Origin of the sequence: Mesorhizobium sp. LNHC232B00, assembly GCF_000502435.1 — a bacterium.
Lineage (GTDB): Bacteria > Pseudomonadota > Alphaproteobacteria > Rhizobiales > Rhizobiaceae > Mesorhizobium > Mesorhizobium opportunistum.
In genome coordinates, this window is record NZ_AYWP01000014.1 from 209,715 (window position 1) to 236,646 (window position 26,932).

The 26,932-nt window shown below is 61.9% G+C and carries 28 protein-coding genes and 1 pseudogene; 19 read left to right on the forward strand and 10 right to left on the reverse strand.

All coding sequences use genetic code 11. The features are described from left to right. Positions 1 to 7: 7 nt before the first annotated feature. The 4 genes and pseudogenes from X743_RS150485 to X743_RS150475 all read right to left on the reverse strand — a co-directional run bounded on the left by X743_RS150485 (position 8) and on the right by X743_RS150475 (position 3,277). Positions 8 to 793, reverse strand: a complete 786-nt coding sequence (locus tag X743_RS150485; protein ID WP_023766713.1) for a DNA-binding domain-containing protein — start codon at positions 791 to 793, stop codon at positions 8 to 10. Next, a pseudogene (locus X743_RS01000000169130) lies at positions 780 to 1,885 on the reverse strand (DUF692 domain-containing protein). The gene X743_RS150485 and the pseudogene X743_RS01000000169130 overlap by 14 nt, the downstream one beginning before the upstream one ends. A gap of 42 nt (positions 1,886 to 1,927) precedes the next feature. Further along, positions 1,928 to 2,197 carry a DUF2282 domain-containing protein gene (locus tag X743_RS150480; protein ID WP_023766714.1) on the reverse strand — a complete coding sequence of 90 codons (270 nt, stop codon included), beginning with the start codon at positions 2,195 to 2,197 and terminating at the stop codon, positions 1,928 to 1,930. A gap of 231 nt (positions 2,198 to 2,428) precedes the next feature. After that, positions 2,429 to 3,277, reverse strand: a complete 849-nt coding sequence (locus tag X743_RS150475) for a hypothetical protein (RefSeq protein WP_023766715.1) — start codon at positions 3,275 to 3,277, stop codon at positions 2,429 to 2,431. A gap of 232 nt (positions 3,278 to 3,509) precedes the next feature. Between X743_RS150475 and X743_RS150470 the strand changes: the two genes are divergently transcribed. From X743_RS150470 to X743_RS150445, 6 genes are all read left to right on the forward strand, one after another. Next, positions 3,510 to 3,779: a hypothetical protein gene (locus tag X743_RS150470; RefSeq protein WP_023766716.1), complete on the forward strand. Its 270-nt coding sequence runs from the start codon at positions 3,510 to 3,512 to the stop codon at positions 3,777 to 3,779. Positions 3,780 to 3,969: 190 nt separating this feature from the next. Continuing rightward, positions 3,970 to 4,245, forward strand: coding sequence for a hypothetical protein (locus tag X743_RS150465; RefSeq protein WP_023766717.1), 276 nt, complete (start codon positions 3,970 to 3,972; stop codon positions 4,243 to 4,245). A 205-nt stretch (positions 4,246 to 4,450) separates the two neighbouring features. Continuing rightward, positions 4,451 to 5,365 (forward strand): LysR family transcriptional regulator, encoded by a 915-nt coding sequence (locus X743_RS150460; protein WP_023766718.1) that lies wholly within the window; start codon positions 4,451 to 4,453, stop codon positions 5,363 to 5,365. Between the two features lie 192 nt (positions 5,366 to 5,557). After that, positions 5,558 to 6,040: a cupin gene (locus X743_RS150455; RefSeq protein ID WP_023766719.1), complete on the forward strand. Its 483-nt coding sequence runs from the start codon at positions 5,558 to 5,560 to the stop codon at positions 6,038 to 6,040. A 92-nt stretch (positions 6,041 to 6,132) separates the two neighbouring features. After that, the gene (locus X743_RS150450) at positions 6,133 to 7,335 is read left to right on the forward strand and encodes an MFS transporter (protein ID WP_023766720.1); all 1,203 of its coding nucleotides are present in this window, start codon (positions 6,133 to 6,135) and stop codon (positions 7,333 to 7,335) included. 87 nt (positions 7,336 to 7,422) lie between these two features. Then, a complete protein-coding gene (locus X743_RS150445) occupies positions 7,423 to 7,845 on the forward strand; it encodes a DUF302 domain-containing protein (RefSeq protein ID WP_245264254.1) in 423 nt (140 codons plus the stop codon). Positions 7,846 to 7,910: 65 nt separating this feature from the next. Here X743_RS150445 and X743_RS150440 read toward each other — a convergent pair whose 3' ends face one another. Beyond that, positions 7,911 to 8,822 (reverse strand): LysR family transcriptional regulator, encoded by a 912-nt coding sequence (locus tag X743_RS150440; RefSeq protein WP_023766722.1) that lies wholly within the window; start codon positions 8,820 to 8,822, stop codon positions 7,911 to 7,913. A 283-nt stretch (positions 8,823 to 9,105) separates the two neighbouring features. On the opposite strand from X743_RS150440, the gene X743_RS150435 reads away from it, so the two are divergent. The 4 genes from X743_RS150435 (at position 9,106) to X743_RS150420 (ending at position 13,496) form a co-directional block, all read left to right on the forward strand. After that, on the forward strand, positions 9,106 to 9,888 hold the full coding sequence (locus tag X743_RS150435) for a 3-hydroxybutyrate dehydrogenase (protein WP_023766723.1): 783 nt from the start codon (positions 9,106 to 9,108) through the stop codon (positions 9,886 to 9,888). Between the two features lie 23 nt (positions 9,889 to 9,911). Further along, entirely contained in the window at positions 9,912 to 11,078 is a 1,167-nt protein-coding gene (locus X743_RS150430; RefSeq protein ID WP_023766724.1) for a patatin-like phospholipase family protein, read from the forward strand. Between the two features lie 162 nt (positions 11,079 to 11,240). Continuing rightward, complete coding sequence (locus X743_RS150425; RefSeq protein WP_051508565.1) at positions 11,241 to 12,518, forward strand: NAD(P)/FAD-dependent oxidoreductase; 1,278 nt, start codon at positions 11,241 to 11,243, stop codon at positions 12,516 to 12,518. 273 nt (positions 12,519 to 12,791) lie between these two features. Then, positions 12,792 to 13,496 (forward strand): peroxiredoxin-like family protein, encoded by a 705-nt coding sequence (locus X743_RS150420; protein ID WP_023766726.1) that lies wholly within the window; start codon positions 12,792 to 12,794, stop codon positions 13,494 to 13,496. On the opposite strand, the gene X743_RS150415 is transcribed toward X743_RS150420, so the two are convergent. Next, positions 13,480 to 14,385 carry a LysR family transcriptional regulator gene (locus X743_RS150415; protein WP_023766727.1) on the reverse strand — a complete coding sequence of 302 codons (906 nt, stop codon included), beginning with the start codon at positions 14,383 to 14,385 and terminating at the stop codon, positions 13,480 to 13,482. The two genes, X743_RS150420 and X743_RS150415, sit on opposite strands and share 17 nt — an antisense overlap. Before the next feature lie 360 nt (positions 14,386 to 14,745). On the opposite strand from X743_RS150415, the gene X743_RS150410 reads away from it, so the two are divergent. The 4 genes from X743_RS150410 to X743_RS1000000172180 all read left to right on the forward strand — a co-directional run bounded on the left by X743_RS150410 (position 14,746) and on the right by X743_RS1000000172180 (position 18,936). Then, positions 14,746 to 15,888, forward strand: coding sequence for a hypothetical protein (locus X743_RS150410; protein WP_023766728.1), 1,143 nt, complete (start codon positions 14,746 to 14,748; stop codon positions 15,886 to 15,888). Between the two features lie 210 nt (positions 15,889 to 16,098). Next, a complete protein-coding gene (locus X743_RS150405) occupies positions 16,099 to 17,649 on the forward strand; it encodes a DUF882 domain-containing protein (protein WP_031257880.1) in 1,551 nt (516 codons plus the stop codon). A gap of 152 nt (positions 17,650 to 17,801) precedes the next feature. After that, a complete protein-coding gene (locus X743_RS150400) occupies positions 17,802 to 18,725 on the forward strand; it encodes a MurR/RpiR family transcriptional regulator (RefSeq protein ID WP_023766730.1) in 924 nt (307 codons plus the stop codon). Between the two features lie 55 nt (positions 18,726 to 18,780). After that, positions 18,781 to 18,936, forward strand: coding sequence for a hypothetical protein (locus X743_RS1000000172180; RefSeq protein ID WP_023766731.1), 156 nt, complete (start codon positions 18,781 to 18,783; stop codon positions 18,934 to 18,936). Here the strand turns inward: X743_RS1000000172180 and X743_RS1000000170795 are convergent. Beyond that, positions 18,914 to 19,075, reverse strand: coding sequence for a hypothetical protein (locus tag X743_RS1000000170795; protein ID WP_023766732.1), 162 nt, complete (start codon positions 19,073 to 19,075; stop codon positions 18,914 to 18,916). The genes X743_RS1000000172180 and X743_RS1000000170795 overlap by 23 nt on opposite strands. 89 nt (positions 19,076 to 19,164) lie before the next feature. Here X743_RS1000000170795 and X743_RS150395 point away from each other — a divergent pair, with 89 nt between their 5' ends. The 5 genes from X743_RS150395 to X743_RS150375 all read left to right on the forward strand — a co-directional run bounded on the left by X743_RS150395 (position 19,165) and on the right by X743_RS150375 (position 23,700). Continuing rightward, positions 19,165 to 19,983, forward strand: coding sequence for an alpha/beta hydrolase (locus X743_RS150395; protein ID WP_023766733.1), 819 nt, complete (start codon positions 19,165 to 19,167; stop codon positions 19,981 to 19,983). 223 nt (positions 19,984 to 20,206) lie between these two features. After that, the gene (locus X743_RS150390; RefSeq protein ID WP_023766734.1) at positions 20,207 to 21,601 is read left to right on the forward strand and encodes a multicopper oxidase family protein; all 1,395 of its coding nucleotides are present in this window, start codon (positions 20,207 to 20,209) and stop codon (positions 21,599 to 21,601) included. A gap of 84 nt (positions 21,602 to 21,685) precedes the next feature. After that, entirely contained in the window at positions 21,686 to 22,999 is a 1,314-nt protein-coding gene (locus X743_RS150385) for an NAD(P)H-dependent oxidoreductase (protein ID WP_023766735.1), read from the forward strand. Positions 23,000 to 23,065: 66 nt separating this feature from the next. After that, a complete protein-coding gene (locus X743_RS150380; protein ID WP_023766736.1) occupies positions 23,066 to 23,308 on the forward strand; it encodes a type II toxin-antitoxin system VapB family antitoxin in 243 nt (80 codons plus the stop codon). Next, on the forward strand, positions 23,308 to 23,700 hold the full coding sequence (locus X743_RS150375) for a type II toxin-antitoxin system VapC family toxin (protein WP_023766737.1): 393 nt from the start codon (positions 23,308 to 23,310) through the stop codon (positions 23,698 to 23,700). Before X743_RS150380 ends, X743_RS150375 begins: the two co-directional genes overlap by 1 nt. Before the next feature lie 11 nt (positions 23,701 to 23,711). Here the strand turns inward: X743_RS150375 and proC are convergent, their stop codons facing one another. Genes proC through X743_RS150360 form a run of 3 tightly spaced genes read right to left on the reverse strand, consistent with a single transcriptional unit; the run spans position 23,712 to position 26,883 of the window. Continuing rightward, positions 23,712 to 24,527 (reverse strand): pyrroline-5-carboxylate reductase, encoded by an 816-nt coding sequence (gene proC, locus X743_RS150370; RefSeq protein ID WP_023766738.1) that lies wholly within the window; start codon positions 24,525 to 24,527, stop codon positions 23,712 to 23,714. Positions 24,528 to 24,587: 60 nt separating this feature from the next. Continuing rightward, a complete protein-coding gene (locus tag X743_RS150365; protein WP_023766739.1) occupies positions 24,588 to 25,916 on the reverse strand; it encodes an O-antigen ligase in 1,329 nt (442 codons plus the stop codon). Beyond that, on the reverse strand, positions 25,885 to 26,883 hold the full coding sequence (locus X743_RS150360; RefSeq protein ID WP_023766740.1) for a glycosyltransferase: 999 nt from the start codon (positions 26,881 to 26,883) through the stop codon (positions 25,885 to 25,887). Before X743_RS150360 ends, X743_RS150365 begins: the two co-directional genes overlap by 32 nt. Between the last annotated feature and the right edge of the window lie 49 nt (positions 26,884 to 26,932).

Genomic DNA, 26,932 nt, shown 5'->3' on the forward strand with positions numbered 1-26,932 from the left:
GTCTCCATCAGTTTGAGAGGGGATGCGTCGGGATCCGAACATCCGTGACGAGCCCGTCGCCGAACAGACGCACGAGCGCGGACACGAGATCGAATGAGGGATCGAGGGCGAGGGCCCGGCTTGTGGCGTGTTCGAGGCCTAGGCCGTGCTTCAGCGAATGCCGGAACGCAAAGTTCGCCCGATCGAGAAGGACCAGCCGGACGCTATCTCCGGCTCGCCACAACGCCACGCGTTGAGGGCGCCTTATCCAGGCACTCTGCTGGTCGATCATCGCCTCTTGCTGGTGCGCCGTCCAAACGGACAGGATCGACCAGTGCGAAACGATCAGCCGCAGGGAGGGCTGCAACAGGATATCGGGTGAGGGTCCCAGATTGGTGCTGTCATATTCAGACAGGGTTCGCGACGGCAGGCAAACGGCGTCGAGCGCTTCTGCGATGGTCCATTCGAGCCGAGCCGTTTCGGCCACGATCGGCATGTCGGAAAGTGTGTCGATCGTCTTCAGGAAGCGCGGGAAGCCGGCGCCATAACGCGCCAGCCGCGACTCCACCGGCGGATGCCGTCGAATGAACTCGCTGGCTACGAAACGGAAAAACCGTTCATCGACAAGGCGAACCGTGACGGGAAACACCGCCATCAGCACCGAAGTGAGCGAACTGCGGGTGTTGTTTTGGTAGATACGCAGGCGCGCCAAAGGATCGGCCTTGCCGGCGGTCAAAATTTTTGCGGCGACCAACGGCTCCATGGAGAGCACCGAGCGCGCCATGGTGGTCTGCAAGTCTTCAAGCGGCAGCATGGTATCCTCCCTGTATTATTTGCGGCAACGCCGACGGCATGACCTGTCCGGCCTTGGCGGCGGCAAATGCCGCAAGCACGGGCATGCCTGTCCTTGCCTCGGTTTCGAAGGAAACGAGGGTGGACTGTGGCCGGGGTTTTGCGGCCGCCGTTTGTCTCGCGGCCTGCTTGCGGTTGAACATGATCGAAGCGGAAAGCATGTCGGCCCACATCGCTTCGCCGAGCAGCACATCGAGAACAGGAACATCGGTGTCCCATTCGATCAGGGTAGGGCGCGGTCCAAGCCGACTTATGGCATGCTGGTAGAGCGCCCAGACAACCGGTGGCACGCGCGAGCCATGATCGTCGATGAGCACGGTGTCGGTCCCGACGTGATTGATCGCATGTCCGGCAAGATGGATCTCACCGATAGCCTCTACTGGCAGCGCATCGATGAAGGCTTTTGCATCATATTGGAGGTTGTGCGCCGAAACCTGGACATTGTTGACATCCAGCAGCAGGCCACAGCCGGTCCGCGCGACGAGCTCGGCCAGGAATTCGGCCTCGTTCATAGACGAACCCACAAAGGCGACATAGGCAGACAGATTTTCGATCAGCACCTGCCGCCCCAGCGCGCCCTGGACGGTCTCGACATTGCGCGCCACGATCGCCAGCGCCTCTTCGTCATAGCGCAGCGGCAACAGGTCGTTCAGGTAGGCGCCGTCGGCCACGCTCCAGGCGAGATGTTCCGAGACGAGATCGGGCTGGAAGCGCTCGCAGACCTTGCGCAGCCTTTCCAGATGATCGCGGTCCACTCCTCGCGCGCTGCCCAGCGAGAGNAGCGCTCGCAGACCTTGCGCAGCCTTTCCAGATGATCGCGGTCCACTCCTCGCGCGCTGCCCAGCGAGAGGCCAACGCCATGAACCGATAGCGGATAGATTTGGCGCAGCCGATCCAACGCCTCGACGCCGGCGCCATGTCCCATGTAGTTCTCGGCATGCACTTCGAGCCAGCCAGCGGAGGGTCTGCGGGTCAGCATCTCGCTGACGTGAGGTGAGCGAAGACCGATGCCCGCTGATGCGGGGATCGAGAGGCGCTGAAATGCACGGGACATCGGTCTGCTCCTTCCAAGGGGGTTGGCTCGAAGTCTGATCGGTCAGGCCTTAGGTTTGTCGCTGCCGCCAGCGATCTTCGCGCAGCTGCCGGCGGGCACGTAGAGCCACGAATCCGGCTGGTTGTCTGCGGTGGAGGTGCCGGCGCAGGAATGCGTCGCGGTCTGGCAGTCGTTCTGGCCAGCCTTGACGACGCCGTAGCACTTTTCGAAGGCGAAGGCGGGCTTGGCAGCCGGGCCGCTATAGGCGGCCGTTGCGGCCAGCGAAGTGGCGGCCGCTAGGGCCGATCCGATGAGGGTTTTGGCGTTGATCACAGACGTGTCTCCTGGTTGCGTTTCGAGGGAAAGACCGACCTTGCGGCCTGTCTGCAAGCAGTGTCCCTGATCCGGCGGCCGAGCTGAAATGCTGTCTCGGCATGGATTTGATACGCGGTCACTATGTTGAAGCCCCTACCAAGCAAAAGCCCTCCGGCGGGGAACCGGAGGGCTTGGCGCCCGCATTCGGGAGCGGAGCGAAGCAGGCGCGACTAGGCGGGAGGGAGGCGCCTAGACGTATCGATTTTCGGTGTTGGCGGTCGGGCGTTCGACTTGAAAGAGATGATCGGCGAGAAGCCAATCCTCTGCTCGCTGCCGTCCTGTGTCGCGCATGTCGGTCAGTTCACCCCAGTCGGTCCACGGTCTCGTGAACAGCGCCGAGGCGGCCCGGTGCTGGCTATCGAAGATGAAGTGAATTGGCATGCACATCATCGGGCAAGGACTGGCGGCGAGACGGCGATCCGCACAGGGCGTCATGGACAATGATTCCTTACCGGTGACGATCAGCCGATGGCCGGTCTCAAACGGCTGGACCAACGGCAAAGCCGAAGCGTCGCCGTGGCCCCAATAGGTATCGCCGTCGATCTCCACGGCCGGGAAGAGGAAGGGGATCGTGGCCGCCGCCAGGATCGCCTCGATCGACAATTGATCGCTGGCGAAGGTCTTCAAGGCTTCTGTGCGGGAATTCGAAGCCTGAATGCTGAGGCTCACCGGGCAGCCTGTCTTGCGGATCTCCGCAATGTCGATTGACTGTTCCAGGATCGATTTTAGCGGATTGGCTGCATCGAACATCGACGCATGACTGACGCGTCGCCAAAAGTTCGTGAGCGCCGTCCGGGCGCCACGCCGACCGCCCAGGGCCAGGCCATAGGCGAGCACCGCTGCCTCAGTTGCGCCGAAACCGGACGCCGTGATGTTGCCGAAGGACAGGGCAGGCTCGTCCAACAAGCGGTCGAGGACACCCCAGACAAATGCGCCGTGTGCATCGCTAGTCAGAACAATGTCCACGACTTGCATGTCTGCCACTGAAGATCCTGCAGCGATGAGTTGGTTGGTTTCGATTCCGGTCTGGATATGCATTGTCTCAGTCTCCATCCCAAAAGCGCCAAGCTGGGCGTTTGACGGAAAGACTGCCGCACATTCTCCTGTCGGCGAAATGCCAAGGTGGCATGAACTCCATAGGCAGATTGCATTGGCTGCATCGCCTCGTGCGTCGCAAGGTTTTGCAAGGCAGGCAAATCCCAGGATTTTGCTTTGAACCTGCAACACGCAGGTCGCCGGCGAACCTTCAGCACACAGAAAGGAGCGTGCCATGACAATACGAACTGCCTGTCTTGGGGCGATAGCCCTCGGCCTGTTTGCCGGGGCCGCGGCCGCGGATCCCTTCAGCGATCTGGCTGCGTTGCCGACGTTCTATACAGACGCCTCGATGAAGACGATGAAGCCGATGGCTGGCTTCAAGAAGGCCTGGCTCGCCATGCCGAAGCATGACCGGGTCACGATGACCAAGGCCTGCAAAGATCCCGCGATGGGCAAGCCCCATGCGCAATTTTGCGTCAACGTGCTCGCCTTGGCCAAATAGCGGCCGCCGCCGCGCATCCGCAGGATGCAGAGCCGGTATAAACTTCATACGCGGACGGCATTGGCGAAATACTGAGTGATTGCACCAAAATTCGTATTGGCGAGGAGGAACCACAGAGTTTTGAATTGCTGACGAATATTACCGCAGTCGTCGATGGGATGATTGCTAAACTTCAGAGAAAGATCATACTATGAATGTAAAATCTATCTGCCTCGGCGCCTTCGCGCTTTCCGCCCTGAGCGGCGTTGCTTTCGCCGGCGTGCTCGACGAGCCGTCCAACATGCAGCCTTTCTTCACTGACGCCGGCATGAAGACGATGAAATCGGATGCCGACTTCAAAGCAGCTTGGGGCGCTATGTCGAAGGACAAGCGGGATGCCATGAAGAAAGAATGCAACGACGCAGCGATGAGCAAGCCCCATGCCGAATTCTGCGTGAAAGTTCATCAGCTCGGCGGCAACAGCTGAACGTCACCCTGGCTTTCCAGAGCGCGGCGGCGAGCAAGTTGCCCGCCGCCGTCCCTGTGTCCCGCCAAAGCTTTCAGGGCGCCAAACCGCGCCAGCCCATGACGATATGCTATGAACTCTATAGCAGCGGCGCATTGGAACGTTGATGTCGTTTGCGGCAAGGTTCGGTTGAGCAAAAAGGACTACGCAACGGGGACAAATCGGCATGGACATTCATCACATCCGCTACTTCCTTGCCGTGTGCGAGACGCGAAATTTCACGCGCGCCGGCGAAAAGTGCAATGTCACCCAGCCGGCGCTGTCTCGCGCCATCCAACAGCTCGAAGACGAGGTCGGCGGCCTGCTGTTTCGCCGCGAGCGAAACCTCACGCACCTCACCGATCTTGGCGTGCTGCTGCGCCCCCGGTTTCAGCAGATCCTCGACGAACTGACCGGAGTGCGGCAGGAGGCGTCGAGATTTTTGTGCCTGGAAAACGCCAACCTCAAGGTTGGCGTCATGTGCACCATTGGTCCGCGCCGCTTCACCGGCCTGCTGACCGACTTCAACAGACGCCAGCAGGGCATCCAGCTGCAGCTGGTGGAGGGCGTGCCAGCATCGCTCTCTCAGCTGCTTGAGTCTGGCGAGATCGACGTCGCTATCATGGCGTCGAGCGACAGCTTTCCGGACCGATTCGATGTCACGCCACTCTATCGCGAACGCTTTGTCCTGGCTTTTCCAAACGGCCATCGGCTGGCTCGCAACGACAATGTCGCCATCTCCGAACTCGACGGTGAAAACTATCTCAGGCGGCTCAACTGCGAGTATCGTGATCACCTCGCCGGACTGTGCACCGACCGCGGCGTGAAGCTCAGGATCTCCTACGCCAGCGAGCGCGAGGACTGGATCCAGAATATGGTTTCAGGGGGACTTGGGATCTGCTTCATCCCGGAGTTCAGCGCAGTGATCCCGGGCTTGCAGGTCCGGCCCGTCATCGATCCCGAAGTCTGGCGGGAAGTGTCCCTGGTCGTCGTCGCGGGACGCAGGTTCTCGCCGGCGGCATCGGCCTTCGTCAACAGCGTCAAGGCGCATGGCTGGCCGGAAAGTGCCATAGCCCAGGCAATCCACAAGACCGCAGCCTGAAGCAAACTCAAGAAATTCTGGCACGGCGTGGCATGTGATGCCATGCGTCTGCATGCAGCCATGATGGCTCACGATAGTTTTCAGGTATCGAATTGAAAGCCAGTCAGCATTTCTCTTTCTTCGCGGCTCCGATCATTCTCCCTGTCATGCCCCGCCTCCCGCGTTTGGGCACCGACAAAGGAGAAATACAAGATGGCTACCAAGAAACTCAACCTCGCGTTTGCGGTCGGGCTGCTTTCCGCAACTGCTGCCTTTTCCGCTGCTCCGGCCTTCGCCGGCGACTGCCCTGCCGGCCAGGCCGCTACGACCGACATCCAGGAACATCCAAGCAAGCCGGTCGGCGTCGTCGACACCGTTCTCTCCGCGATCGATCTGAGTAGCAAGGGCGAGGCCTGGAAAGGCAACATGCTGCGCCTGCGCAAGCTCGTCGTGCAGCCGGGCGGCGTCGTGCCGTGGCATGAGCACAATGTCCGCCCAGCCAACATTATCGTCGTCGAAGGCTCGATCACCGAATATCGCAGCACCTGCAAGGTCGGCATCGAGCATCCGGCCGGCGACGTGACCGCCGAGTTCGGCCAGCTCGCTCACTGGTGGAAGAACAACGGCAAGGTGCCCGCGGTGCTCTATTCAGCCGACGTCCTGCCGCCGGCAATGCACGAAGACCACATGATGTGAGCCGCTCGGCGCGGCGAACAGATTCCAGCATCAGCAACTAAAAGCGCGTCCTCGGGTGACCTCCTGGGGACGTGTGGCCACGGAGCCTTGTCATGACGACCAGTGAACAGACTGAACCTACGCGGCTGCGCATGGTTGCCGCCGACAGCTGGGGCTTCGGCCTGATTGCCCTGATCGCGTTTCTCACGCTCGTCGATCTGTTCGCCACCCAGGCCATCCTGCCTTCGCTGGTGATAAAATTCGGCGTCAGCCGCGCGACCATGGGCTTTGCCGTTAACGCCAGCACGTTCGGCATGGCTGTGGCCGGGATCGCGGTGGCGCTTTTCGGCAGGAACCTCGATCGCCGCAACGGCATCTGGACCAGCCTTGCGGTGCTGGCGATCCCGACGACGCTTTTGTCGCAGACCGACAGTATCTTGCTCTTCGCCCTGCTGCGTGTTGCCCAGGGCTTGTGTATGTCGACCGCGTTCACACTGACGATGGCCTACCTGGCCGAGCATTTTTCCGCGCGGCAGACGACAAGTGCGCTTGCGGCCTATGTGACCGGCAATGTCGCGAGCAACTTCTTCGGGCGGCTGATGTCGGCCGCCGTCGCCGATAGATTCGGCATTTCCACCAACTTTCTGACATTCGCCGCCCTCAATCTGATTGGCGCGGCTCTCGTCTGGTTCACGCTGCAGAAGACATCCGCAATGGTGCGCCCCGACACGACGGGCCAGACCGCCCGCGCAGCTTGGAGGAGACTGCTGAAAAACACCGAGCTGCGCGGCTGCTTCGCCATCGGCTTCCTGATCCTCTTCGTATTTATCGGCACTTTCACCTATGTGAATTTCCAGCTCGTCGCCGCGCCACTATCGCTGTCGCCGATGGCGCTCGGACTGGTCTATTTCGTCTTCCTGCCTTCCATGCTGACCACTCCCCTGGCCGGGCGTGTCGCCGCGGGCCTCGGTCCAAGGGTCGGCATCGGTTCGACGCTCGTGCTGGCAGTCCTGGGTTTGCTTTTGCTGCTCACGACCAGCCTTCCGATCGTTCTTGCCGGGATGGCGCTGGTCGCAATCGGCACCTTCCTGGCGCAGGCAATAGCGACAGGCCACGTCAGCCGCACCGCCTCGCACGACCGCGCCGCCGCAAGTGGCATTTACCTCGCCTCCTACTATGCGGGCGGGCTCGCCGGCAGCTTCGTCATCGGACAGATCTACGACCGGATCGGCTGGACCGCATGCGTGGCCGTGCTTGGCGCGGTCCTCGCCGGCGCGATCGCAGTGGCGCGCGTGCTTCAAACTCCAAAGGCATGAGACCTAACGACCGAGAATCTTGACTATCCAACAAAGGAGACTGAGATGACCAACTACCTGAAAACCATTATTGCCGGCGGCGCCATAATGATGGCGATCGTTCTCCCAGCCGCAGCTTCGGACGGTGTCGTGACGGTGAAGAGCGACTATTCCGTCGGCGAGACGGTCTCGCGCATCAAGAGGGATGTTCTCAAGAAGGGCATCAAGTTCTTTGGCGTCATCGACCAGGCAAGACTTGGCAAGAATGCCGGCAACGATGTCAGGCCGTCTCGGCTGGTAATGTTTGGCAATCCGGCGCTTGGGACGACCTTCATCACATCAAATCCGGAAGCCGGGCTCGATTGGCCGGTGCGTGTTCTGGTCTATCAGACCGCGGATGGTGCGGTTTATGCGGCCTACAGCGATTTCGACTGGATCGCCAAGCGGCATGGAATTACCGACCGCGAGGCGCAGTTCAAGATGGCGACCGAAGTCATCCAGTCCGTCACCTCGACGATCAGAAAAGACTGAACGCGAACGATGCACCGGAGATCCGTGGCTCGGATATGCTAGGCCGGATGCTCGCCGCGACTGGGCTACTCGGCGGCGGACAATGCCTTCGCCCGCTCGCCGAACCACCTTTTCTGCGTAGCCTCGCGCACCAGTGCGCCAACCGCTGGCGAGTGCCGGCGGCCGCGCACAGTGACAAGATTGACCTCGCGCCAGAATTCGGGGTCGGTGATCGGCAGGGCCACCACTCCCGCGTGCTTGGCGGTATGCTCGGGCATGAAACCGAAACCAAGGCCGGCGGCGATCATCGCGAGTGTCCAATCGTCGCGATCGCTCCAGTAAACGGGGCTTACGGTGACGCCCTGCGCGGAGAGAACGGCGTCGGCATAGCCGGCAAATTCACAGTTGTTGCGGTGGATGTAACTTTCATTGCTCATCTCTTTCACTTGCACTCTGCGCTGGTTGGCGAGGCGATGGGTCAGATGGACCGCCATCACCATCTGCTCGCGAAAAAGTGGCAAGGAGTGCACTTCCTCGTCGGGAATGTTCGACGGCAATGCGTAAATGGCAGCCTCTAGATCGCCCTCGATCAGCCGCCGCCGTAAACTCGGCGCGTCGGCGTCGCAAAGATGAAGCTCCACACCCGGGTGATGGCCGCGGATGGACGAGATGAGCTCGATGATCTCGTCGGGAGCAATCGTGCTCATGATACCGACCCTGAGCGGCGTCTTCTTCAGATGCACATACTGCTCGGCTATCTGCTTGGCCTGCCGGGAGTTCTCAAAAACACCCTCAAGATAGGTTTCGACCATGCGGCCGAGTTCCGTGAGATGGGTGAAGCGTCGCTCACGATGAAAAAGCGCACCGCCAAATTCGTCCTCGAGCAGCTTGATGGCGCGTGAAAGCGCCGGCTGCGTGACGTTGCACTGCTCGGCCGCCCTGGTGAAGTTCAATTCCTTGGCGACGGCCAAGAAGTATCTGACTTGGCTGATCTCCACTGCACGCTCCCCCGGCGGCCTGGTATACGGCACTGCCCGTGTTGCAGTGAGACCTTACTAGCTGCCCCAACGTCAAACAAGCCAAGGCGGTTGGGTCCACGGCGTCGCCCTCGCCGAGCTGATGATCTGACCCTCAGCTATCGAATCCATGTCTCAACGGCATTTCCGCTGCTTCGGGCGGCTCGCCATACTTGGGCCAGAACTCGAGACCTGGGCTCGCAAGCCCGTTGCTCGCAGCCGTTGCCGGCCATCCCGACCGCGGCTCCAACCGAAGGAAACGACGATGCTCAGAGGAAAGACAGCACTCATCACCGGCTCGACCAGCGGCATCGGCAAAGGCATCGCCGAGGCCTTCGCGGCCAAAGGCTGCAACATTGTGCTCAATGGTTTCGGCGATACCGGTGAGATTGAACTGCTGCGGGCAAAGCTTGCCGCTGACCACGGGGTGACCGTTCGTTACGACAATGCGGACATGAGCAAGGGTGGCGCGATCACTGAGATGATGGACAAGGCGATCGCCGAGTTCGGCGCGGTCGACATCCTCGTCAACAATGCCGGCATTCAGCATGTCGCACCGATCGACGAATTCCCGATCGAGAAGTTCGAGGCGGTCGTGGCGATCGATCTGATGTCGTCGTTCTACACGATCCGGCGCGCGCTGCAGGCGATGAAGGAGCGCAAATGGGGTCGCATCATCAACGTTGCGTCGGCACACGCCCTTGTCGCCTCGCCCTACAAATCCGCCTATGTCGCCGCCAAGCATGGGGTCGCCGGCCTGACCAAGACGGTCGCGCTGGAAGTCGCCGAACAGGGCATCACCGTCAACGCGGTATGTCCCGGTTATGTGCTGACCCCGCTGGTGGAAAAGCAGATACCGGACACCGCCAAGGCACGCGGGATTACCGAGGAGCAGGTGATCAAGGACGTGCTTCTGGCGGCCCAACCAACCAAACAATTCGTGACCGTAGCCCAGGTAGCGGCACTCTGCCTGTTTCTGGCTTCGGACGAGGCAGCCTCGATCACCGGAGCCATCATACCGATTGAAGGGGGCTGGACCGCACACTGAACCGGCAACGAGGAGCAAAGACCATGAACAAGATCACCCGAAATCCTCCGACTGCTGAACCGTTGCCGGAGGTCGCCCATGTGGCCGATGCTGCCGTTCAGCGGCAAACGGTGCTGGTGCTGCAAGGCGGCGGCGCTCTCGGCGCCTATCAAGCCGGCGTCTACCAGGCGCTCGTCGAAGGCGGAATCGAGCCGGATTGGGTCATAGGCACCTCGATCGGCGCCATCAACGCGGCGTTGATTGCCGGTAACGAGCCAACGGTTCGGCTGGCGAGGCTTCAGGAGTTCTGGGAAAGCGTCAGCCGTATNAGCCGTATCAGCCCGCTCGACGAGTTTTTCCGAATGATGGTTCCAAGCAATGTCTTCGCCAACATGGGGACCGTGATGCGCGGCATACCGGGATTCTTCGAACCGAACCCCAGCGCCATGTTCGGAGTGAACCGCGAAGTGGGTGTCGAGAATGCCTCCTATTACACGACCGATCCACTCAAGAGGACGCTGAATGACCTGGTCGACTTCGACTATCTTAACCGGCGCCATACCCGCCTGACGGTCGGCGCTGTCAACGTCAACACCAGTGAACTCAAATACTTCGATACCCGAGAGATGACCCTGTCGGCGGCTCACATCATGGCGTCGGGCGCCTTGCCGCCGGCGTTTCCGGCGGTCTGTATCGACGGCGAGCCTTACTGGGATGGCGGCATCTATTCGAACACGCCCATCGAGGTCGTGCTCGACGCGCGTCCGCGGCGCGACTCGCTGATCTTTGCCGTCAACATGTGGCAGCCTCGCGCTACCGAGCCGAAATCGATCTGGCAGGTGATGGGGCGGCAAAAGGACCTTCAATTCGCAAGCCGCGGCAAAAGCCACGTGGCCCGGCAGGAGCAATTGCATCGTCTGCGCCACGTCGTGCGTGAAATGGGAAAGCTCGTCCCGGACGAGCGGCGCGAGGATCCGATGTTCAAAGAACTCGCGTCCTATGGTTGCCCGTCTGTCATGCACCTTGTGCGGTTGCTTTCACCACGCCTCGACGGCGAGGACCACACCAAGGACATCGACTTCACCCGCGCCGGCATCCGCACGCGCTGGCAGGCGGGATACGAGCATGGGCAGCGCGTCCTCACGGAGAAACCCTGGGAATGCGACATCGACATGCTGCAGGGCATCGTCATCCACGAATCGCAAGAGTGAATTGTTCGAGCGCGGCGAGGCCGAAGAAACAGGCGGAGAATACCGATGCAGATCATCACCCCGGGGATGCGGCTGGTCCCGGAAGCCGTGCTCGCCAACAACGCCGCGCTTTTCCGCACGATACCGGAAACCCCATCGCATGCGGACACGTCACTGCATCGAATGGTCATCGTTGGCGGCGGCGCGGGCGGACTGGAACTCGCGACGCGTCTCGGCCGCAAGTTCGGCAAGCGACGGCTTTCCGTCACGCTTGTCGACCGCAACCGCACGCACATCTGGAAACCGCTTCTGCACGAGGTGGCGTCCGGTGCCTTGAGTGCGTCGAACGATGCGGTGGAATACATTGCCCATGCCAGCCGCCACCATTATCGATATCGCATCGGCGAAGTCGTCGGCATTGATCGCTCCAGGCGCCAAGTCTTTGTCGCGCCAAGCTTCGACGAAGATGGCAGGCAGATCATCCCGCCGCGTGTGTTGGGCTACGACACGCTGGTGCTGGCTGTTGGCAGCGTCAGCAACGATTTCGAGACGCCTGGAGCGGCACGTCATGCCATCGCGCTCGATACCGCCGATCAGGCCGCCCGATTCAATAGGCGCATGATAGACGCATGCCTGCGCGCCAATGCGCAATATGAGCAGCTGTCCCCAGACCAGCTTCATTGCGTCATCGTTGGTGCCGGGGCCACCGGCGTCGAGTTGGCTGCCGAACTGCACAAGTCGATGCGGGAGATCGCGTCGCACAATCTCGACAACATTGATTTCGAAAGGCTGATTCGCATCACCATCGTTGAGGCGGGGCCGCGCATCCTGCCGGCCTTGCCCGAGCATCTGGCACGTGCCTCGGCGCATCTGCTGCGCGACCTCGGTGTCCAGATACGCTGCGGGATCAAGGTGACAGAGGTGACGGAGAACGGCGTCAGGCTTGGCGAGAAGCTATTCGTGCCGGCGGAGCTGATCGTCTGGTCCGCAGGGATCAAGGCGCCGGATTTCCTGAAGAAGCTCGACGGTCTCGAGACGGACCACATCAATCGCCTGGTGGTCGATGAGACATTGCGGGCCCGAGGCGACGAAAATGTGTTTGCGATCGGCGACTGCGCAAGCTGTGTTCTGCCCGGCGATGACAACCCATTGCCACCGCGCGCCCAGACGGCCCACCAGCAGGCTGATTACCTCGTCAAGGTGGTAGCAGCGCGTCTTGTGGGACGGGCCGCGCCGGCTTTCCGTTACCGCGACTACGGCTCTCTTGTTTCACTGGCCGACTACGGCTCGTTCGGCAGTCTCATCGGCGGTCTCAAGATCGAAGGCCTGCTTGCCCGGCTGATGTATCGCACACTTTACAAGATGCACCTCAAGGCTGTGCATGGGTCTTTGAAGACCACGCTGGATACAATCGCCGGTATCTTTGCGCGGCGCACAAAACCCCGAGTCAAACTGCATTGAATCTGGAAAGTAACACGTCTTGATCCTGCGGCACTCCCGGATGGGTGTGACAGTGGCCATGCGCGTTGCCGGATTGTCGGTGGCGATAGTTGAGGCGTGCCGACCTTCGCCTCGGATACCAGGAATAATGTAACGAATTGAGGGGAGGCTGCGAACAGAATACGAACCTCTCCTGTTTTGATGCACGCGGGGCATCAAAACCATGCGAGAAAAGCATGGCCATGGCCGGCGGGCTTTGATGATAGGCTGCCTGCAACCCATGAAAGCGCAGAAATGGCCATCGACTACGAGTCAATGACATTCGAACAGTCCGTCCAGGCTGCCATCGAGCTCGACGCACCGCTGAACGAGCGGCTCGCCGTGATTGCGACCGCAGTGCGCCGCCTGAACGCGGATTTCGCCGATGCGGTGGACCGCCTCGTAGAGCGCCTGGAGCAGCAGGAGGCCGGAGCCATGGCGCCGGCCCCCGGCGACATCATGCCGGGATTCCTGCTGCCTGACGACGAGGGCAGACTGATTGGCCTGAGCGACATCCTCCTCCAGGGGCCTGCCGTGGTCACCTTTCAGCGCGGGCACTGGTGTCCATATTGCCGGTTGAATGCGATCGGCATCGTCGAAGCTCAGCAGGAGATTGCGACGCTGGGCGGTCAGGTCGTCGCGATCATGCCCGAGCGGCGCAAGTTCGCGAAGGCGATGAAGACCGCCGTAGGCGCCCAATTTCCATTCCTGACAGACATGGACAATGGCTACGCTCTTTCGCTCAACCTTGCGATCTGGATCGGGGCCGAGATGGAGCAGTTAATGGGCGTTGCCTATGACATCCCAAAGTTTCAAGGCAACTCCAGTTGGTTCCTGCCGATCCCTGCGACCTTCGTCGTCGGCAAAAACGGGGTGATCACGGATCGCTTCGTTGATCCGGACTACCGCCGTCGGATGGACATCGACGACCTGATCGAGGCGCTCAGACGGGCTCGCTGACGCCAAAGGTCGACCAGTCGGTCGATCGCAACAGGTTTAGCAACGTCGTCGCCACCGGCGAACGCTGGCGGCCGGCGACTGCATAGACGGCGACGACTCGCGAAATGTCCAAGTCGCGGAGCTTGAGCCTACGGACGTTTGGCGAGCGTGGTGCTGTCACCGAGACGAAACCAACTCCGGCATTGGCTTCGAGCAGCCCCAGGAGATCGTGGTCGGTCTCGACCTCATGCGCGGACCGCGGCGTCAGCCCATTTGCCGACAGGCAGCGCGACAGCTCCTCGCTCGTTTCCCAATCGATCCTGCTCAACACAGGCTCCGCGGCAAGCTGGCTCAGCGCGACATCGGCTTCGTTGCGGCGGGCAAGCGGATGATCGGAATTCACGACAAGCTCTATGCCTTCCTGGAAAAGTGGCCAGGTGTCGAGTCGATCCCAAGCCTGCCCCAGCGAACCGGCAACCGCCAGTTCGATCTCCCCATTTTTGAGGGCATCGATGACCGCGGTCGGCGAGCCGCGGTTGATCTTGAGGTGGACTCCGGGATAGGCACGGAAAAGCTCCGTAAACGGCGAAACCAGCAGCGCTATGTTGACGCTGTTGGAAATGGTCACATTGAGCGGCGCCACGTCGCTGCTTTGCACCGCCTTGGCGAGCGATTTGGCGGAAGTGGCGGCATCGTAACATTGCTGCAGCAACGGCAGCATGCGACGCCCAAGCTCGGTCAAATGGGAATGCTGGCGCTCGCGCCGAAGGAGTTCTCCACCCAACTCGTCTTCAAGTGTCTTGATCGCGCGCGTCAGCGCAGGTTGTGTGACGTTGCACTCTTCAGCTGCCCTAGTGAAGTTCAGGGTGCTGGACAGGGCCAGGAAATAACGGACCTGCTGCATCTCCATGAATCTTCGCCCCCTCAGCGAAATCCGATTCGTCAGGCCTAGCAAATTTGAGCCTATGCTAACGCAACAGGAGGCCAAGGCAAAGGCGCGGCCCAATTCCCCGGGGAATGGACCTTCTTCGATCGATAGACGAGGTCATTTTGTCGGCGTCACAATGTTACAAACTATAGACTAATCCATTGATTTTATTACGTGAACTCAGAGTTCAATCCTCTCTCGCAGCACCAGATTCTCCCCGCTTTCCTCAATTTGGCCTGCTTTTGAACCTCGGCTTGCGTCCGATCAGGTCGTTCGCGCACCGGCGGCTTGCCCGGCGCCCGGGTCGATGGCTAAAATAAACCATCACAGAGAGAAGGCACCATGGCACTTCACCTTTCGGCGGATGCCCCGGCCTCGGTCGCGGCTGCCCCGCAAAAATATCTCTTTGGCCCGTTCATCGACTTTTTCATGCTTGGCGGGAGCGCGCTTGTCATCCTGCCGGTTCTGTATTTCGTGCCGCTCAAATACGAAGCGGCCCTGACGCTGACGATGTTCTTGCTCTCCCATCTCATAAACCAGCCGCACTTCGGTCATTCCTACCAGATCTTCTATCGCAACTTCGCGCGCAAGGTGCGCGGCGAGGGCTATGGCCGCAGTCTCCAGATCCGCTATATCCTCGCGGGGATCGTCGTCCCGTTGGCCATGGCCGCCTTCTTTGCCTATGGCTCGCTGACGGGAAACGCCCGGCTGCTCGGCAATGCAACCAACGCGATGGGCTTCTTCGTCGGCTGGCACTACGTCAAGCAAGGCTACGGCATGCTGATGGTGGACGCCGTGCTGAAGCGCAGATTCTTCAGCGACCAGGACAAGAAGGTATTGCTGTTCAACGGCTACGCCGTATGGCTGTTCGCCTGGCTTCAGACAAACGTGGTGATCACCGAGAGGCAGTTCTGGGGTCTGGAATACTACACCTTCGCCGTCCCGCCATGGCTCATCACCATCGCCATGTCGATCGCCGCCGCCTCCTCGGCGGCCACCGCCGTGATGTTCATCAACCGCTGGCGCAGGCATGGCGGGGCGCTGCCCTATAATGGTGTCGTCGCTTACGTCGTGTCCCTTTATGCCTGGATCCTGTTCGTGACGCTGAACCCGCTCTGGCTGCTGGTGGTGCCGGCGCTCCATTCCCTGCAGTACCTGGCGGTGGTCTGGCGCTACCAGACCAATGTCGAGCGCGATCGCGCGGACGCCGTCGAGAAGCCGGCACTGAAGGCCTTGTCCATTCTTGGACCGGTGTACAGGCTGCGCGTGCTGGCCTTCATCGTCGTCGGCGCAATTCTCGGAGCGCTCGGTTTCTGGCTGGTGCCGATGGCGCTGGCGGACCTCATTCCCTACGACAAGGCGGTGTTCGGCTCGTCGCTTTTCCTCTTCATTGCGTGGATATTCATCAACGTGCACCACTACTTCCTGGATAATGTGATGTGGCGGCGCGGCAACCCGGAAGTGTCGAAATATCTGTTCCGCTGAAGTGGTTGGCTGAATTAATTCCCTGGCGACCGTCGCGGCTGGAGGCCCATTCCCGGCATGGACACGATTCGTTAACCAAGATGCTGTTCATCGACATGACGGGGATTGATGCCCGTTCGCCTGGTCAAGTCCCTGCCTTGCCAGACCGAGGGTGTCCGAAAAAGGCCCCCTTGACGTCAAATCGCCCGAAACAAAAACGATGTGCAAGGCATGACCGTGATCGAAAGCGAACAAAACACGCCCGGCGCTTCCCGTTGCTGGACACGGTTGCCGGCCGTCGTGGCAGCGTTCCTCTGCATGTGCGTCACCAGCGCGTTCGCCGAGACGCGCACCCTGAAGATCCAGCATCTTCATACCGGCGAAAAGGCCGAGATCGTCTTCAAGCGCAACGGGCGCTACGATCAGGCGGGATTGAAGAAGATCAATGTGATGCTGCGCGACTGGCGTCGCAACGAGCCGACCAGGATGGATCCGCGCCTGCTCGACCTCGTCTGGCAGGCCTACCGGACCAGCGGCTCGACAGCCTACATCCACATCGTCAGCGCCTATCGTTCGCCGGCGACCAACGCCATGCTGCGCGGCCGCTCGAAGGGCGTAGCTCGCGAGAGCCAGCACATGGTTGGCCGCGCGATGGACTTCTTCCTGCCGGACGTGCCGCTGAAGAAGCTGCGCGACATCGGGCTCAAGATGCAGGGCGGCGGTGTGGGCTATTACCCGACCTCCGGTTCGCCTTTCATTCACATGGATGTCGGCAATGTGCGGCATTGGCCGGGCATCAGCCGCCAGGAACTCGCCAGGGTTTTCCCGAACGGCAACACATTGCATGTGCCGAGCGACGGCAAACCGTTGCCCGGCTACCAGCAGGCGTTTGCCGCCTACAAATCGCGCAAGGCCGCCGGCACGCCCAACATCGAACTGGCAAGCGTCGATGGCAACCAACGCAAGTCGCGTGGCTTGCTGGCGACGCTTTTGGGTCGCGGCGAGGACGAGGCGGAAGATGTCGCGGAAGCGGCACCGGCGCCGCGCAAGCCGGCCAAATCCGTTGAACCCGGCATCGCTATCGTGCCGCCGCAAGAAGCCGAGCGCGCGGACATCCAGACGGCCACCGCCGATCCGGCGGAAGAACCGCCCGCCGGGCCTGAAGCGACTGTCATGGCCATGGCGCCGGGCTCAGTGCCGCTGCCGGCCTTCGCGCCGCGCGCCGAATTGCCGGACGAGAAGCCGGCATCAGCCAATGCCGAAATTTCCTTGGGCAAGACGGATCCCGCTCCGGCGAGCGTCGCGCCGGACATGGTGGCGCTCAACATCCCGTTGCCGACATGGCGACCGGAAAGCCAGACGAGCCCGGCGCATCAGCCGGAAGCAGCCAAATCCGGCGATGTTGTCGGTGCCTTGCTGGCCATGCATCATCCCTATGACGGCCTCGACAGGCTGACCGGTCAGCGGATCGCGGTCCCTCCATCGAAAGCCGAAGTTCGCGTCAGGACCAGCCCGAAGGCCGACCGTGTCCAGCCACGTCTCGATCCCGAAGCCACCGCCGACGTCGTGCCAGCCGCGTTGTCCGGCCGGCCGCTTGCCGCAGGTCGCGGCATCGCCAGGGGGACAGTATCGACACCGGCGCCCGTCATTGCCGCCAATTTCATTCGCAGGGCACCGGAGCAGATCTATCTCGACGGATTCCGGCCGCGAAGACAGACGTCGGATCACCGCCGCTTCACCGGCTCCGCGGTGAAGTTCCTGCCCATCGCCAGCTTCAAATAGGCTGGCGACGGCCGCGACGGCCCAGACCCGTCGGGCGAAATGAGCGGCCTCCACAGCGACGCCCGTTGGGCTCTGTAAGATATTTTCCAAATTTGACAATCATGCATGAAATTGTAAGATAATCGTCTTTCCGTCGGCGAGAGGCGATGACCATGTCGATCCGCGAAGAACTGGCCAACACCACCTTGGCGTTCACGTCGGCGGAAGAAAAGATCGTTCAGGTCCTGCTAGCCGATTATCCCATGTCCGGGCTGGGCACGGCGACCCGACTGGCACGCCGCGCCGGGGTCAGCGACCCGAGCGTGACGCGGCTGATGACCAAGCTCGGCTATGTCGGGTTTGCCGATTTCCAGGCGCGCCTGCTCACCGAGGTCGAATCCAGGCTGCATTCGCCGCTTTTGATGATGGAGGCCAAGCGCCCGGGCGGTTCCAGCGAGGGCACGGCACTGGCCTATTTCCATTCGGTTTCCGACAGTCTGGAGCGCACGCGCACGGCGGTGCCCCTGCAGGCCTATACGCGCGCTGTCAACCTGCTGCTCGAAACCAAGGGGCAGGTGGTGCTGTTGGGCGGCCGTTTCAGCCGGCATATCGCCTCCATGCTAGCCGGCTACCTCCTGCAATTCCGCTCCGGCGTGCGCGACATCGGCTCGCTCAGCCCGGCCGATTTCGACCTGTTGATCGACCTTGGCAAGCGTGACCTTCTCGTCGTCTTCGACTACCGCCGCTACCAGTCGGACGTGGTGGGCTTTGCGCAACAGGCCCACGAGCGCGGCGTCTCCGTCCTGCTGTTCACCGATGTCTGGCTGTCGCCGATCGCCGATATCGCCGACCTGACCATGGTAGCGGCGATCGACGCCAATTCGCCGTTCGACACGCTGGCGACCGCCGTCGCGCAGATGGAAACCGTTTTCGCCCATGCGCTCGAAGGTCATGGCGCGGGGGTTCGCAAGCGGATCGAGGACATCGAGAAGATCCGCAGTGCCAACGCGGTCACGCTCGATGCCGCCGAACCGGCCTCGTCCGCTGAAGCGGGGCCGTCGAAGCCGGCCCACAAATCCAGGGCCGAGAAAAAGTGACGCCGATGCGCTTCGCACTGCCCGCTATCGTCCGCGTAACCAAGGGACCGAGAAAATGCCTGACAACCAAACAATCATCGATGCCGTGCAGGCTGAGATCGAGACCGACCGTGATTGGCTGATCGGATTGACCCGCGACATGGTCCGCATTCCCTCGGTCAATCCCAAATTCGAAGCCAATGCGGCGATCAACCGTAGCCGGTCAGCATGAATTGCACGCCGGGATCGCCGAGCAGGCGCTCGACCGCGCTGATGACGTTGCCGGCGGACTGATCCTTGACGTCGCCGACCACCAGTTCGAACGTGTTGCCGGCAACGCCACCGGCCGCGTTCGCATCGTCGATCGCCATCTGTACGCCGCGCTGGAACTCCTGGCCGTCCGCCGTGGCGCTTTGCTGCGCATCTGCATTTAAACAAGGCATTCCGGACGGAGCAGACCATGACGATCTCGCAGAAGACCCTTGAAACGAGCCACGGCAAGATCGCCCTTCGCGAGACCGGCGGCAAAGGCACCGCCGTGATGCTGATCCACGGCAACTCGTCCTCCAGCGCGGTCTTCCGCAACCAGCTCGAGAGCCCGCTGGGCGAGCGCTACCATTTGATCGCACCCGACCTGCCGGGGCACGGGGCATCAGGCGACGCGATCGATCCGGAGCGCTCCTACAGCATGGAAGGCTATGCCGATGCGATGACCGAAGTGCTCGGACTACTCGGCGTCGACAAGGCGATCGTCTTCGGCTGGTCGCTCGGCGGCCATATCGGGTTGGAAATGATCGACCGATTTCCGGGCCTGCTCGGCTTGATGATATCAGGCACTCCGCCGGTCTCGCCCGAGGAAGTTGGCAACGGCTTCAAGTCGAGCCCGCATATGCACCTCGCCGGTCAGGAGACCTTCACGGCCGCCGAGGTCGAGGCCTATGCGCGCAGCACCTGCGGCGAGCCGTTCGAGCCGTTCCTCCTCGACACCGTCGCGCGCACCGACGGACGGGCGCGGCGGCTGATGTTCGAGAAATTCGCGGCCGGCACCGGCCGCAACCAGCGCGAGATCGTCGCCGGCAAGACGCCGCCGATCGCCGTCCTCAACGGCATGGACGAGCCTTTCGTCAACACCGATTTCGTCGCCGCAGTGAAGTTTTCCAACCTATGGGAAGGCAAGGCCCATCTGCTCGACAAATCAGGCCATGCGCCGTTCTGGGATTCGCCGGATCGTTTTGACCCGATCTTCGCCCGCTTCCTGGCAAGCGTCGACGAAAAGTAGGCCACCGAACAGCCTGCAGCCTCGCCAACCATGGGCGTGATAATGTGAGAGCGCTGCACATGCTTGGCTTCTCGCCAGGCGCGCGCATAGCACATGCCTGATAAATGCCATCCAGGCGCCATGTAGACGCGATATGCCGTTCTCGGCATTTGCGCCGATGGCTCGTCTGTGATCCAAGACCGCGATAAATGCCAGATAATCGTCCTGGCAGTTGGAGCGCTGAATGACCCTATTCACACGCCGCGGGCTTTTGAAAACGGCCGCGCTCGCTGGCATTGGCGGAGTTGCGATCCCGGCCATCGGCCGGCTCGGCGGCTGGGCAGCCGCCGCGCCCGAACCGGTGGTGCTGCAGACGGCCAAAATCCTGACGAAGCTGATGGACGGCGGCTTGACCAGGGATGTACTGACCTACGGCAATGCCGGAATGCCGCCGGTGCTCAGGATGAAAAAAGGCGAGCCTTTCGCCGCACGCCTTGTCAACGCCATCGACGATCCGACGACCATCCACTGGCACGGCATTCGCGTGCCGAACAAGATGGATGGCGTTCCGTTCCTGGTCCAACCCTATGTCTACACCGGCGATCATTTCGACTACGTCTTCACACCGCCCGACGCCGGCACCTTCTGGTATCACCCGCATTGCAACACGCTGGAGCAGATGGGTCACGGCCTGACCGGTGTGATCGTGGTCGAAAACCCCGGCGATCCGAAATTCGACGCCGAGTTCGTCCTCAATCTGCGCGACTGGCGCCTTGGCGACGACGCCCAGTTCATCGACCAGTTTCGGCCGCGCGATGCCGCGAGAACCGGCACCTACGGCACGGTGCGGACCGCGAACTGGCTCGACCAGCCGCAATATGATGCACCGGCCGGCGGGCTGGTGCGGTTGCGCGTCGCCATCACCGACGTCACCCGCATCTACGCCTTCCGCGTCGACGGCGCCGAGGCGACCGTCATCGCGCTCGACGGCAATCCGGTGCCTGGGCGTTTTTCGCCCGATGCCTTGCTGCTTGGACCGGGACAGCGCATGGAACTCGCCATCCGCATGCCCGACGAGGAGGGCGCGATCGTCAGCCTGCGAGACGTCAGGGGCACCAAGCCCAAGATCCTCGCCAACCTGCGCGCCACCGGCGGCTCGCTCAAACGGGACGTTCGTGACATTGCTCCGCTCGAGGCCAATCCGGTGAAAGAAGTGGATCTCGCCGCTGCCCAGCATATTTCCCTGGCGCTCAGCGCCACCGCCGAAAACGTCCCGAGCGACGGCATCTGCGGTTCGCTCGGCTACAGTTTCTGGGCCATCAACAAGGTGCCGTGGCCGGGTGATACGCCGGATCCGACGGCACCGCTCGCTGAATTGAAGCTGGGCAAGAGCTATGTCATCGACATGGAGAACCTGACGCCGCAATCGCATCCGATGCATCTGCACGGCATGAGCTTCAAGGTGCTGTCGTCCTCGACGCGCCCGGTTCAGCCGCTGATTTCGGACACCTATCTCATCCAGCCGAACGAGAAGGTTCAGCTCGGTTTCGTCGCCGACAATCCCGGCGACTGGCTGCTGCACTGTCACATCATCGAGCATCAGAAATCGGGCATGACGAGCTATGTCCGGGTGGTATGAAGCCACATCAGGCGGTTTCGTTGGCAAGAGAGGGCGGTTCCCTGCTATTGCCGCCTCCGGATCAAGAACCATGGACTCGCCAGCATGACCAATGTCGCCCTGACCGGGCTTGCCCGCGATCTCGCCAGCCGTGCCGCCGAGGGATGCCCTGTGCGCATCGGTGTCATCGGCTCGGGCGAGATGGGCACCGACCTAGTCACCCAAGGCATGCTGATGCCTGGCATTTCGGTTTGCGCGGTCTCGACCCGGCGCCCGCACACGGCGCGCGAGGCCATCCGCATCGCCTATGGCGACGAGGCGATGGCGATCGAAGCCAACACCGCGTCCAAGGTGACCGCGGCGATCGAGGCGGGAAAAATCGCCATCACCTCCACCGAGATGCTGGTCACCAATCCGCTGATCGATGTCGTCATCGACGCTACCGGCAAGCCCGGCGTCGCTGCCGATTTCTGCCTGTCAGCTATGGAGCATGGCAAGCATCTGGTGATGATGAATGTCGAGGCCGACGTCACCATCGGTTGCTATCTCAAACAGCAGGCAGACAGGCTTGGCGTCGTCTATTCGGTCGGCGCCGGCGACGAGCCGTCGAGCTGCATGGAGCTGATCGAGTTCGCCTCCGCGCTGGGCCTGACCATCATCTCGGCCGGCAAGGGCAAGAACAATCCGCTGAACCATGACGCAGTGCCCGACGACTATCGCGAGGAAGCGATCCGCCGCAACATGAACCCGCGCATGCTGGTCGAGTTCGTCGATGGTTCCAAGACCATGGTCGAGATGTGCGCCATCGCCAACGCCACCGGGCTGGTGCCCGACGTGCCCGGCATGCATGGCCCGGAAGCCGACCGCGACGATCTCGTCAAGGTGCTGATCCCGCGCGAGGATGGCGGACTGTTGTTGAAGAAAGGCGTCGTCGACTACACGATCGGCAAGGGTGTCGCGCCCGGTGTCTTCGTCATCGTCGAGGCGACGCATCCGCGCATCATCGAGCGCATGGATGATCTTCATATCGGCCACGGCCCCTATTACAGCCTGTTCCGGCCATATCATCTGACCTCGCTGGAGGTGCCGCTGACCGCCGCCCGCATCGTGCTCTTCGGCAAGCCCGACATGGTGCCGCTGCCACGGCCCGTTGCCGAAGTCTGCGCGGTCGCCAAGCGCGATCTCGCAGCCGGAGAAGCCTTCGATGCGATCGGTGAGACCTGCTACCGCTCCTGGACCATGACCGTCGGCGAAGCCCGCGCCCAGCGCGCCGTTCCGGTCGGCCTGCTCGAGGGCGGCAAGGTGCTGAAGCCGGTCAGGAAAGGCGAATTGCTGACCGCCGACAACGCCGCGCCGGACCAGACGACGAGGCTGTATGCGTTGCGCCGGCTGCAGGATGAGATGCTGTACGGAAAATAGGCCCGTTGTAGCAATGTCATGACAAATGCAGTATATTGTAATGACAATGTCACTGAGGACCGGCCAATGAATCTCCAGATCAGGGATCCGCGAGCGCGCGAGCTGGCACGGCGGCTTGCCGCCAAGCGCAACATCTCCATGACCGAAGCGGTCATCGAAGCACTTGAGTCTGAATTGAAACGGGAAAGTGGACAGGTTTCCCTGGCGGAGCGGCTTGATGCCATCGCCAAGGGGTTAAAGGCCAAGGCCGGCCAGGGCGGTCGGCCTGTAAGCAAGGATGAAATCGACGACATGTGGGGGCATCCCTGATGTTCGTCGACACCTCTGTCGTTGTCGCAATTCTCTCTAGGGAAGGGGATGCCGGCGAATGGAGTAACCGTATCCAGGCGGCAACGCACAAGATGACTTCCGCACTGGTCGTGCTCGAAGCAGCGATGCGGCTTTCCACCATGCTTGCTATCGAACCCGTTGTCGTGGAAGCAGCGATCGAGGCCTTTCTGCGCGAGGCTGAAATCGAAATCGTGCCGATAGAAGCCGGCGACGCCAAGCTCGCCATCCAGGCGTTTTCAGAGTACGGAAAGGGTCGCGGACATCCGGCCCAACTCAATCTTGCTGATTGTCTGTCTTACGCCTGCGCCAAGAGCCGCGGCTCAGTCCTGCTCTATAAGGGCAACGACTTCTCGCACACGGACCTCGGTTAGCGGCGTCCGCTCTACTTCCCCAGCTCGATCGACCGCAGCCGCGCTGCTTCCACCGCCTGCGTGAGCAGATTGGTCAGCCGGTCCTCGCCCATCAGCACGCCAAGCGCTGCCGCCGTGGTGCCGTTGGGGCTGGTCACCTGCTGGCGCAGCACGCCTGGATCCTCCTGGCTCTCTGCGGCGAGCGAGGCGGCGCCATAGACTGTCTGCATGGCGAGCAGCTTGGCGGTCGCCGTCGGCAGGCCGGCCTTCTCGGCGGCGACGGTCAGCGCTTCGATGAAGTGGAAGATGTAGGCCGGTCCCGATCCCGAGACGGCGGTCACCGCATCCATCAGCCCCTCGTCTTCGAGGGTGGCCACTTCGCCGCTGGCCGACAACAGGTCGGCGACGAAACGCTTGCTGTCGTCGGAAACCAGGGGATTGGAAAACACCACCATCATGCCCTTGCCGATCGCCGCGGGCGTGTTGGGCATGCAGCGCACGATCGGCGCGCGGTTGCCCAGGATTTCCTCGAAAGTGGCGGAGGGCGTCCCGGCGGCGATGCTGACGAAGGTCGTGCGGCCATCGCCGAAACGCTTGTAGGCGGCGGTGACGTCGCGGATCACCTGCGGCTTCACCGCGATGACGACGAGATCAGGCACGGCATCGGCGGGAACGGCACCGGCATCCGCCGCGATGCCGCAGCCCAGTGCGGCGGCGCGGTTGCGCAGGTCGGCATTGGGCTCGACCACGAAAACCGTCGACGGGGCAAGCTTGCCGGATTTCAGCCAGCCCGAGAGCATGGCGTAACCCATATTGCCGCAGCCGGCGAGAACAAGCCTGATCGTCATCGAAAGCCCTCCGAAGGAAGGCCCTGACATAGACGCTCGCGGTTCTCTGGGGAAGCCCTGTCAAGCCGGGCGGGAGGCGTTGCGCACCGCGATCGGCCGCAAGGACACTTGCCTCAGGCCAAGCACGCCGAGCACGAAGAACAACCAGACCGGGTCGCCACGATGGAAGAAGAAGCTTTCGAGGAAAGCGTTGAGCGCCGTGAACAGCACGACCATCATGAAGAAGTCGCCGAGATAGATGTTTTCCTTGCGCAGCGGAATGCGCATGTAGTCGCGCAATGGCGCGATGAGGAAGGTGTAGACCGCCACGCAAAGGGCCGGAATGCCCATCAGCACGGCGATGTCGAGGTAGCCGTCATGGCCGTGTACTATGGTTCGTATGTCCCAGGGACGGTCGAAGGGCTGGTCCTGGTTGAGCAGCAGCGGTGTGCCCCAGAAGCTTTCATAGCCGTAGCCGGTCCATGGCTTCTTCGCCAGCATCGAGCCGGCGAACTCCCACAGCGTTGTGCGCCCAGTGTAGGTGAGATCGGGAAAATAGATGGCCGCCAGATGTTTGACTGGCGGCAGGAAGACGATGCCCAGCGTGCCGACCGCCGTGGCGACGATCGCCAGCGCGAACAGGATCGGCGTCCCGAGCCGCATGCCTATCGGGCTCGGGAACATCACGATCAGGATCGAGAACGGCACCAGGCCGGCGGTGGTCTTGGACCCGGTGTGCAGCATGAAGATCATCGCCGCGCAAAAGATTGCCGCACCCCACCAGCGTTGCCCGCGCCGGTAGAGATAGAGGCCTGCGAAACTGAAGCAGGCCATGATCGGACCAGCGATGTTCTTGTGGGTGAACACGCCGCGCCACAGGCCCGCATGCTCGGGCTCCTGCGAGTCGGCAGTGTGCATCGCCTCGTGCGGGAAGACGATGAGGCCGAGATAGGAAAGGCCCATGACCACGACGGCGGTGAAGATGATGACCTTGGAGATGGCCTCGGCATCGCGCGGCAGCACCAGGATCGTTGCCATGGTCAGGATGCCGATCATGGTGAACGATGCGGCGCGCATGGCCGAAGGCGGGTCCGTCGCCAGCACCACCGAGAGGAAAAAGAAGCCCAGCATCAGCACCCAGGACGGGCTGATCAGCGAGCGCACGATGCGCGGATCAGCGAAAGCCATCAGCGAGAAGATCGAAATTCCGCCGAGCGCTCCGAAACCGAGCTGGTTGACGATGTCGCCACCGTCACCGGTGAGTTCGGCGCCGGCGGGCTGGAACGGGCGAAACGACACCATGATGACGGTGAACAGAAGCGCCGCGATCGCGGTCGCCACGCCTGCGCGCGTGAACGCGTCGCTGAGCGGAGCGCGCTCAGTTTTTTTCAGGCTGGCGATATTGCTCATTGGCATATCCGAATTCGGCCATCACGCGGCCTAGCGCCACATGGATGGGGTAGATGGCGATCGCCGGCGATCCTGTCCGCGCCAGCCGGACCATGCCGCGGAACGGTGAGGCGGCAAGCAGCGCCAGGCTCTTCGCGACCACCTTGGCGCCGGCCATCGGCGTGCCGGCACGTTTCTTCTTCTCGACCAGCGTCGAGATGACGCCGTTGCGCAGGCTGCGCGCACGGATCCAGTCGGCTTCGACACGCCGCGCCGGAACGATCTCCCGAACTTCCGCTTCGGCGCACCATCCCAGCACGAAGCCTCTCTGCGCCGACCGGCTGAGGAAATCGGAATCGCCGCCACCCATGAAATTGAATTTGAGATCGAGGAAGGGCGGCCCCATGGCGGTAAGCACGTCGCGCCCGACCAGGAGATTGCCGGACGAATAGAGCGCTGGCACCCGGCCCGTCTCCCGGTAGGGAGGCGCAAAGACCGGATGATCGGCCCATCGCGCATGGGAAGGATCGGCAAAGACAGGCACTTGCGGCCCGCCGACGATATCGGCGCCGAGCGTTTCGGCAGCTCGACACATCCGCTCCAGCCATTGCGGATTGGCGATCTCGTCATCATCGATGACCAGCAGATGCCTGAAATTGGGGAAATGCAGGACCGCCGTCTGCCATCCCGCATTGTAGGCGCTGCAATTGCCGCGCTCATGCGCAATGATGACCATACCCGGTATCTCGCCGCGCTCGAACAGCGGCAGCGCCGCCTTGGCACCTTCACGCGCCTCGGCCTCGTTTTCCATGACGATGACGGCAAAGCGCCTGCCGGTCCGCTGCGCCTGCAGCGATGCCAGCGTTTCCAGCACCTGTTCGGGCCGCCTGAAGGTCGGCAAGGTAACGACCGCTTCGACAGCCTCGACATCAAGCCGGGGCGACCGTCCCGCGATCGATACTGAACCGTCCGATGGCAAAGGGATCATCCGTGTCCAGCCGCCTAGTGAGTTGGGTTTTGGTAGCACCACGATAATA

Bases quoted from the DNA above. Each gene is read 5' to 3' on its own strand.
- X743_RS150455 (WP_023766719.1), top strand. From the start codon at position 5,558: ATGGCTACCAAGAAACTCAACCTCGCGTTTGCGGTCGGGCTGCTTTCC.
- X743_RS150475 (WP_023766715.1), bottom strand. From the start codon at position 3,277: ATGCATATCCAGACCGGAATCGAAACCAACCAACTCATCGCTGCAGGA.
- X743_RS150385 (WP_023766735.1), top strand. From the start codon at position 21,686: ATGACCAATGTCGCCCTGACCGGGCTTGCCCGCGATCTCGCCAGCCGT.
- X743_RS150365 (WP_023766739.1), bottom strand. From the start codon at position 25,916: ATGAGCAATATCGCCAGCCTGAAAAAAACTGAGCGCGCTCCGCTCAGC.
- X743_RS150460 (WP_023766718.1), top strand. From the start codon at position 4,451: ATGGACATTCATCACATCCGCTACTTCCTTGCCGTGTGCGAGACGCGA.
- proC (WP_023766738.1), bottom strand. From the start codon at position 24,527: ATGACGATCAGGCTTGTTCTCGCCGGCTGCGGCAATATGGGTTACGCC.
- X743_RS150405 (WP_031257880.1), top strand. From the start codon at position 16,099: ATGACCGTGATCGAAAGCGAACAAAACACGCCCGGCGCTTCCCGTTGC.
- X743_RS150425 (WP_051508565.1), top strand. From the start codon at position 11,241: ATGGTCATCGTTGGCGGCGGCGCGGGCGGACTGGAACTCGCGACGCGT.
- X743_RS1000000170795 (WP_023766732.1), bottom strand. From the start codon at position 19,075: ATGGCGATCGACGATGCGAACGCGGCCGGTGGCGTTGCCGGCAACACG.
- X743_RS150390 (WP_023766734.1), top strand. From the start codon at position 20,207: ATGACCCTATTCACACGCCGCGGGCTTTTGAAAACGGCCGCGCTCGCT.
- X743_RS150470 (WP_023766716.1), top strand. From the start codon at position 3,510: ATGACAATACGAACTGCCTGTCTTGGGGCGATAGCCCTCGGCCTGTTT.
- X743_RS150410 (WP_023766728.1), top strand. From the start codon at position 14,746: ATGGCACTTCACCTTTCGGCGGATGCCCCGGCCTCGGTCGCGGCTGCC.
- X743_RS150420 (WP_023766726.1), top strand. From the start codon at position 12,792: ATGGCCATCGACTACGAGTCAATGACATTCGAACAGTCCGTCCAGGCT.
- X743_RS150485 (WP_023766713.1), bottom strand. From the start codon at position 793: ATGCTGCCGCTTGAAGACTTGCAGACCACCATGGCGCGCTCGGTGCTC.
- X743_RS150400 (WP_023766730.1), top strand. From the start codon at position 17,802: ATGTCGATCCGCGAAGAACTGGCCAACACCACCTTGGCGTTCACGTCG.
- X743_RS150375 (WP_023766737.1), top strand. From the start codon at position 23,308: ATGTTCGTCGACACCTCTGTCGTTGTCGCAATTCTCTCTAGGGAAGGG.
- X743_RS150465 (WP_023766717.1), top strand. From the start codon at position 3,970: ATGAATGTAAAATCTATCTGCCTCGGCGCCTTCGCGCTTTCCGCCCTG.
- X743_RS150435 (WP_023766723.1), top strand. From the start codon at position 9,106: ATGCTCAGAGGAAAGACAGCACTCATCACCGGCTCGACCAGCGGCATC.
- X743_RS150395 (WP_023766733.1), top strand. From the start codon at position 19,165: ATGACGATCTCGCAGAAGACCCTTGAAACGAGCCACGGCAAGATCGCC.
- X743_RS150450 (WP_023766720.1), top strand. From the start codon at position 6,133: ATGACGACCAGTGAACAGACTGAACCTACGCGGCTGCGCATGGTTGCC.
- X743_RS150360 (WP_023766740.1), bottom strand. From the start codon at position 26,883: ATGATCCCTTTGCCATCGGACGGTTCAGTATCGATCGCGGGACGGTCG.
- X743_RS150415 (WP_023766727.1), bottom strand. From the start codon at position 14,385: ATGGAGATGCAGCAGGTCCGTTATTTCCTGGCCCTGTCCAGCACCCTG.
- X743_RS1000000172180 (WP_023766731.1), top strand. From the start codon at position 18,781: ATGCCTGACAACCAAACAATCATCGATGCCGTGCAGGCTGAGATCGAG.
- X743_RS150445 (WP_245264254.1), top strand. From the start codon at position 7,423: ATGATGGCGATCGTTCTCCCAGCCGCAGCTTCGGACGGTGTCGTGACG.
- X743_RS150380 (WP_023766736.1), top strand. From the start codon at position 23,066: ATGAATCTCCAGATCAGGGATCCGCGAGCGCGCGAGCTGGCACGGCGG.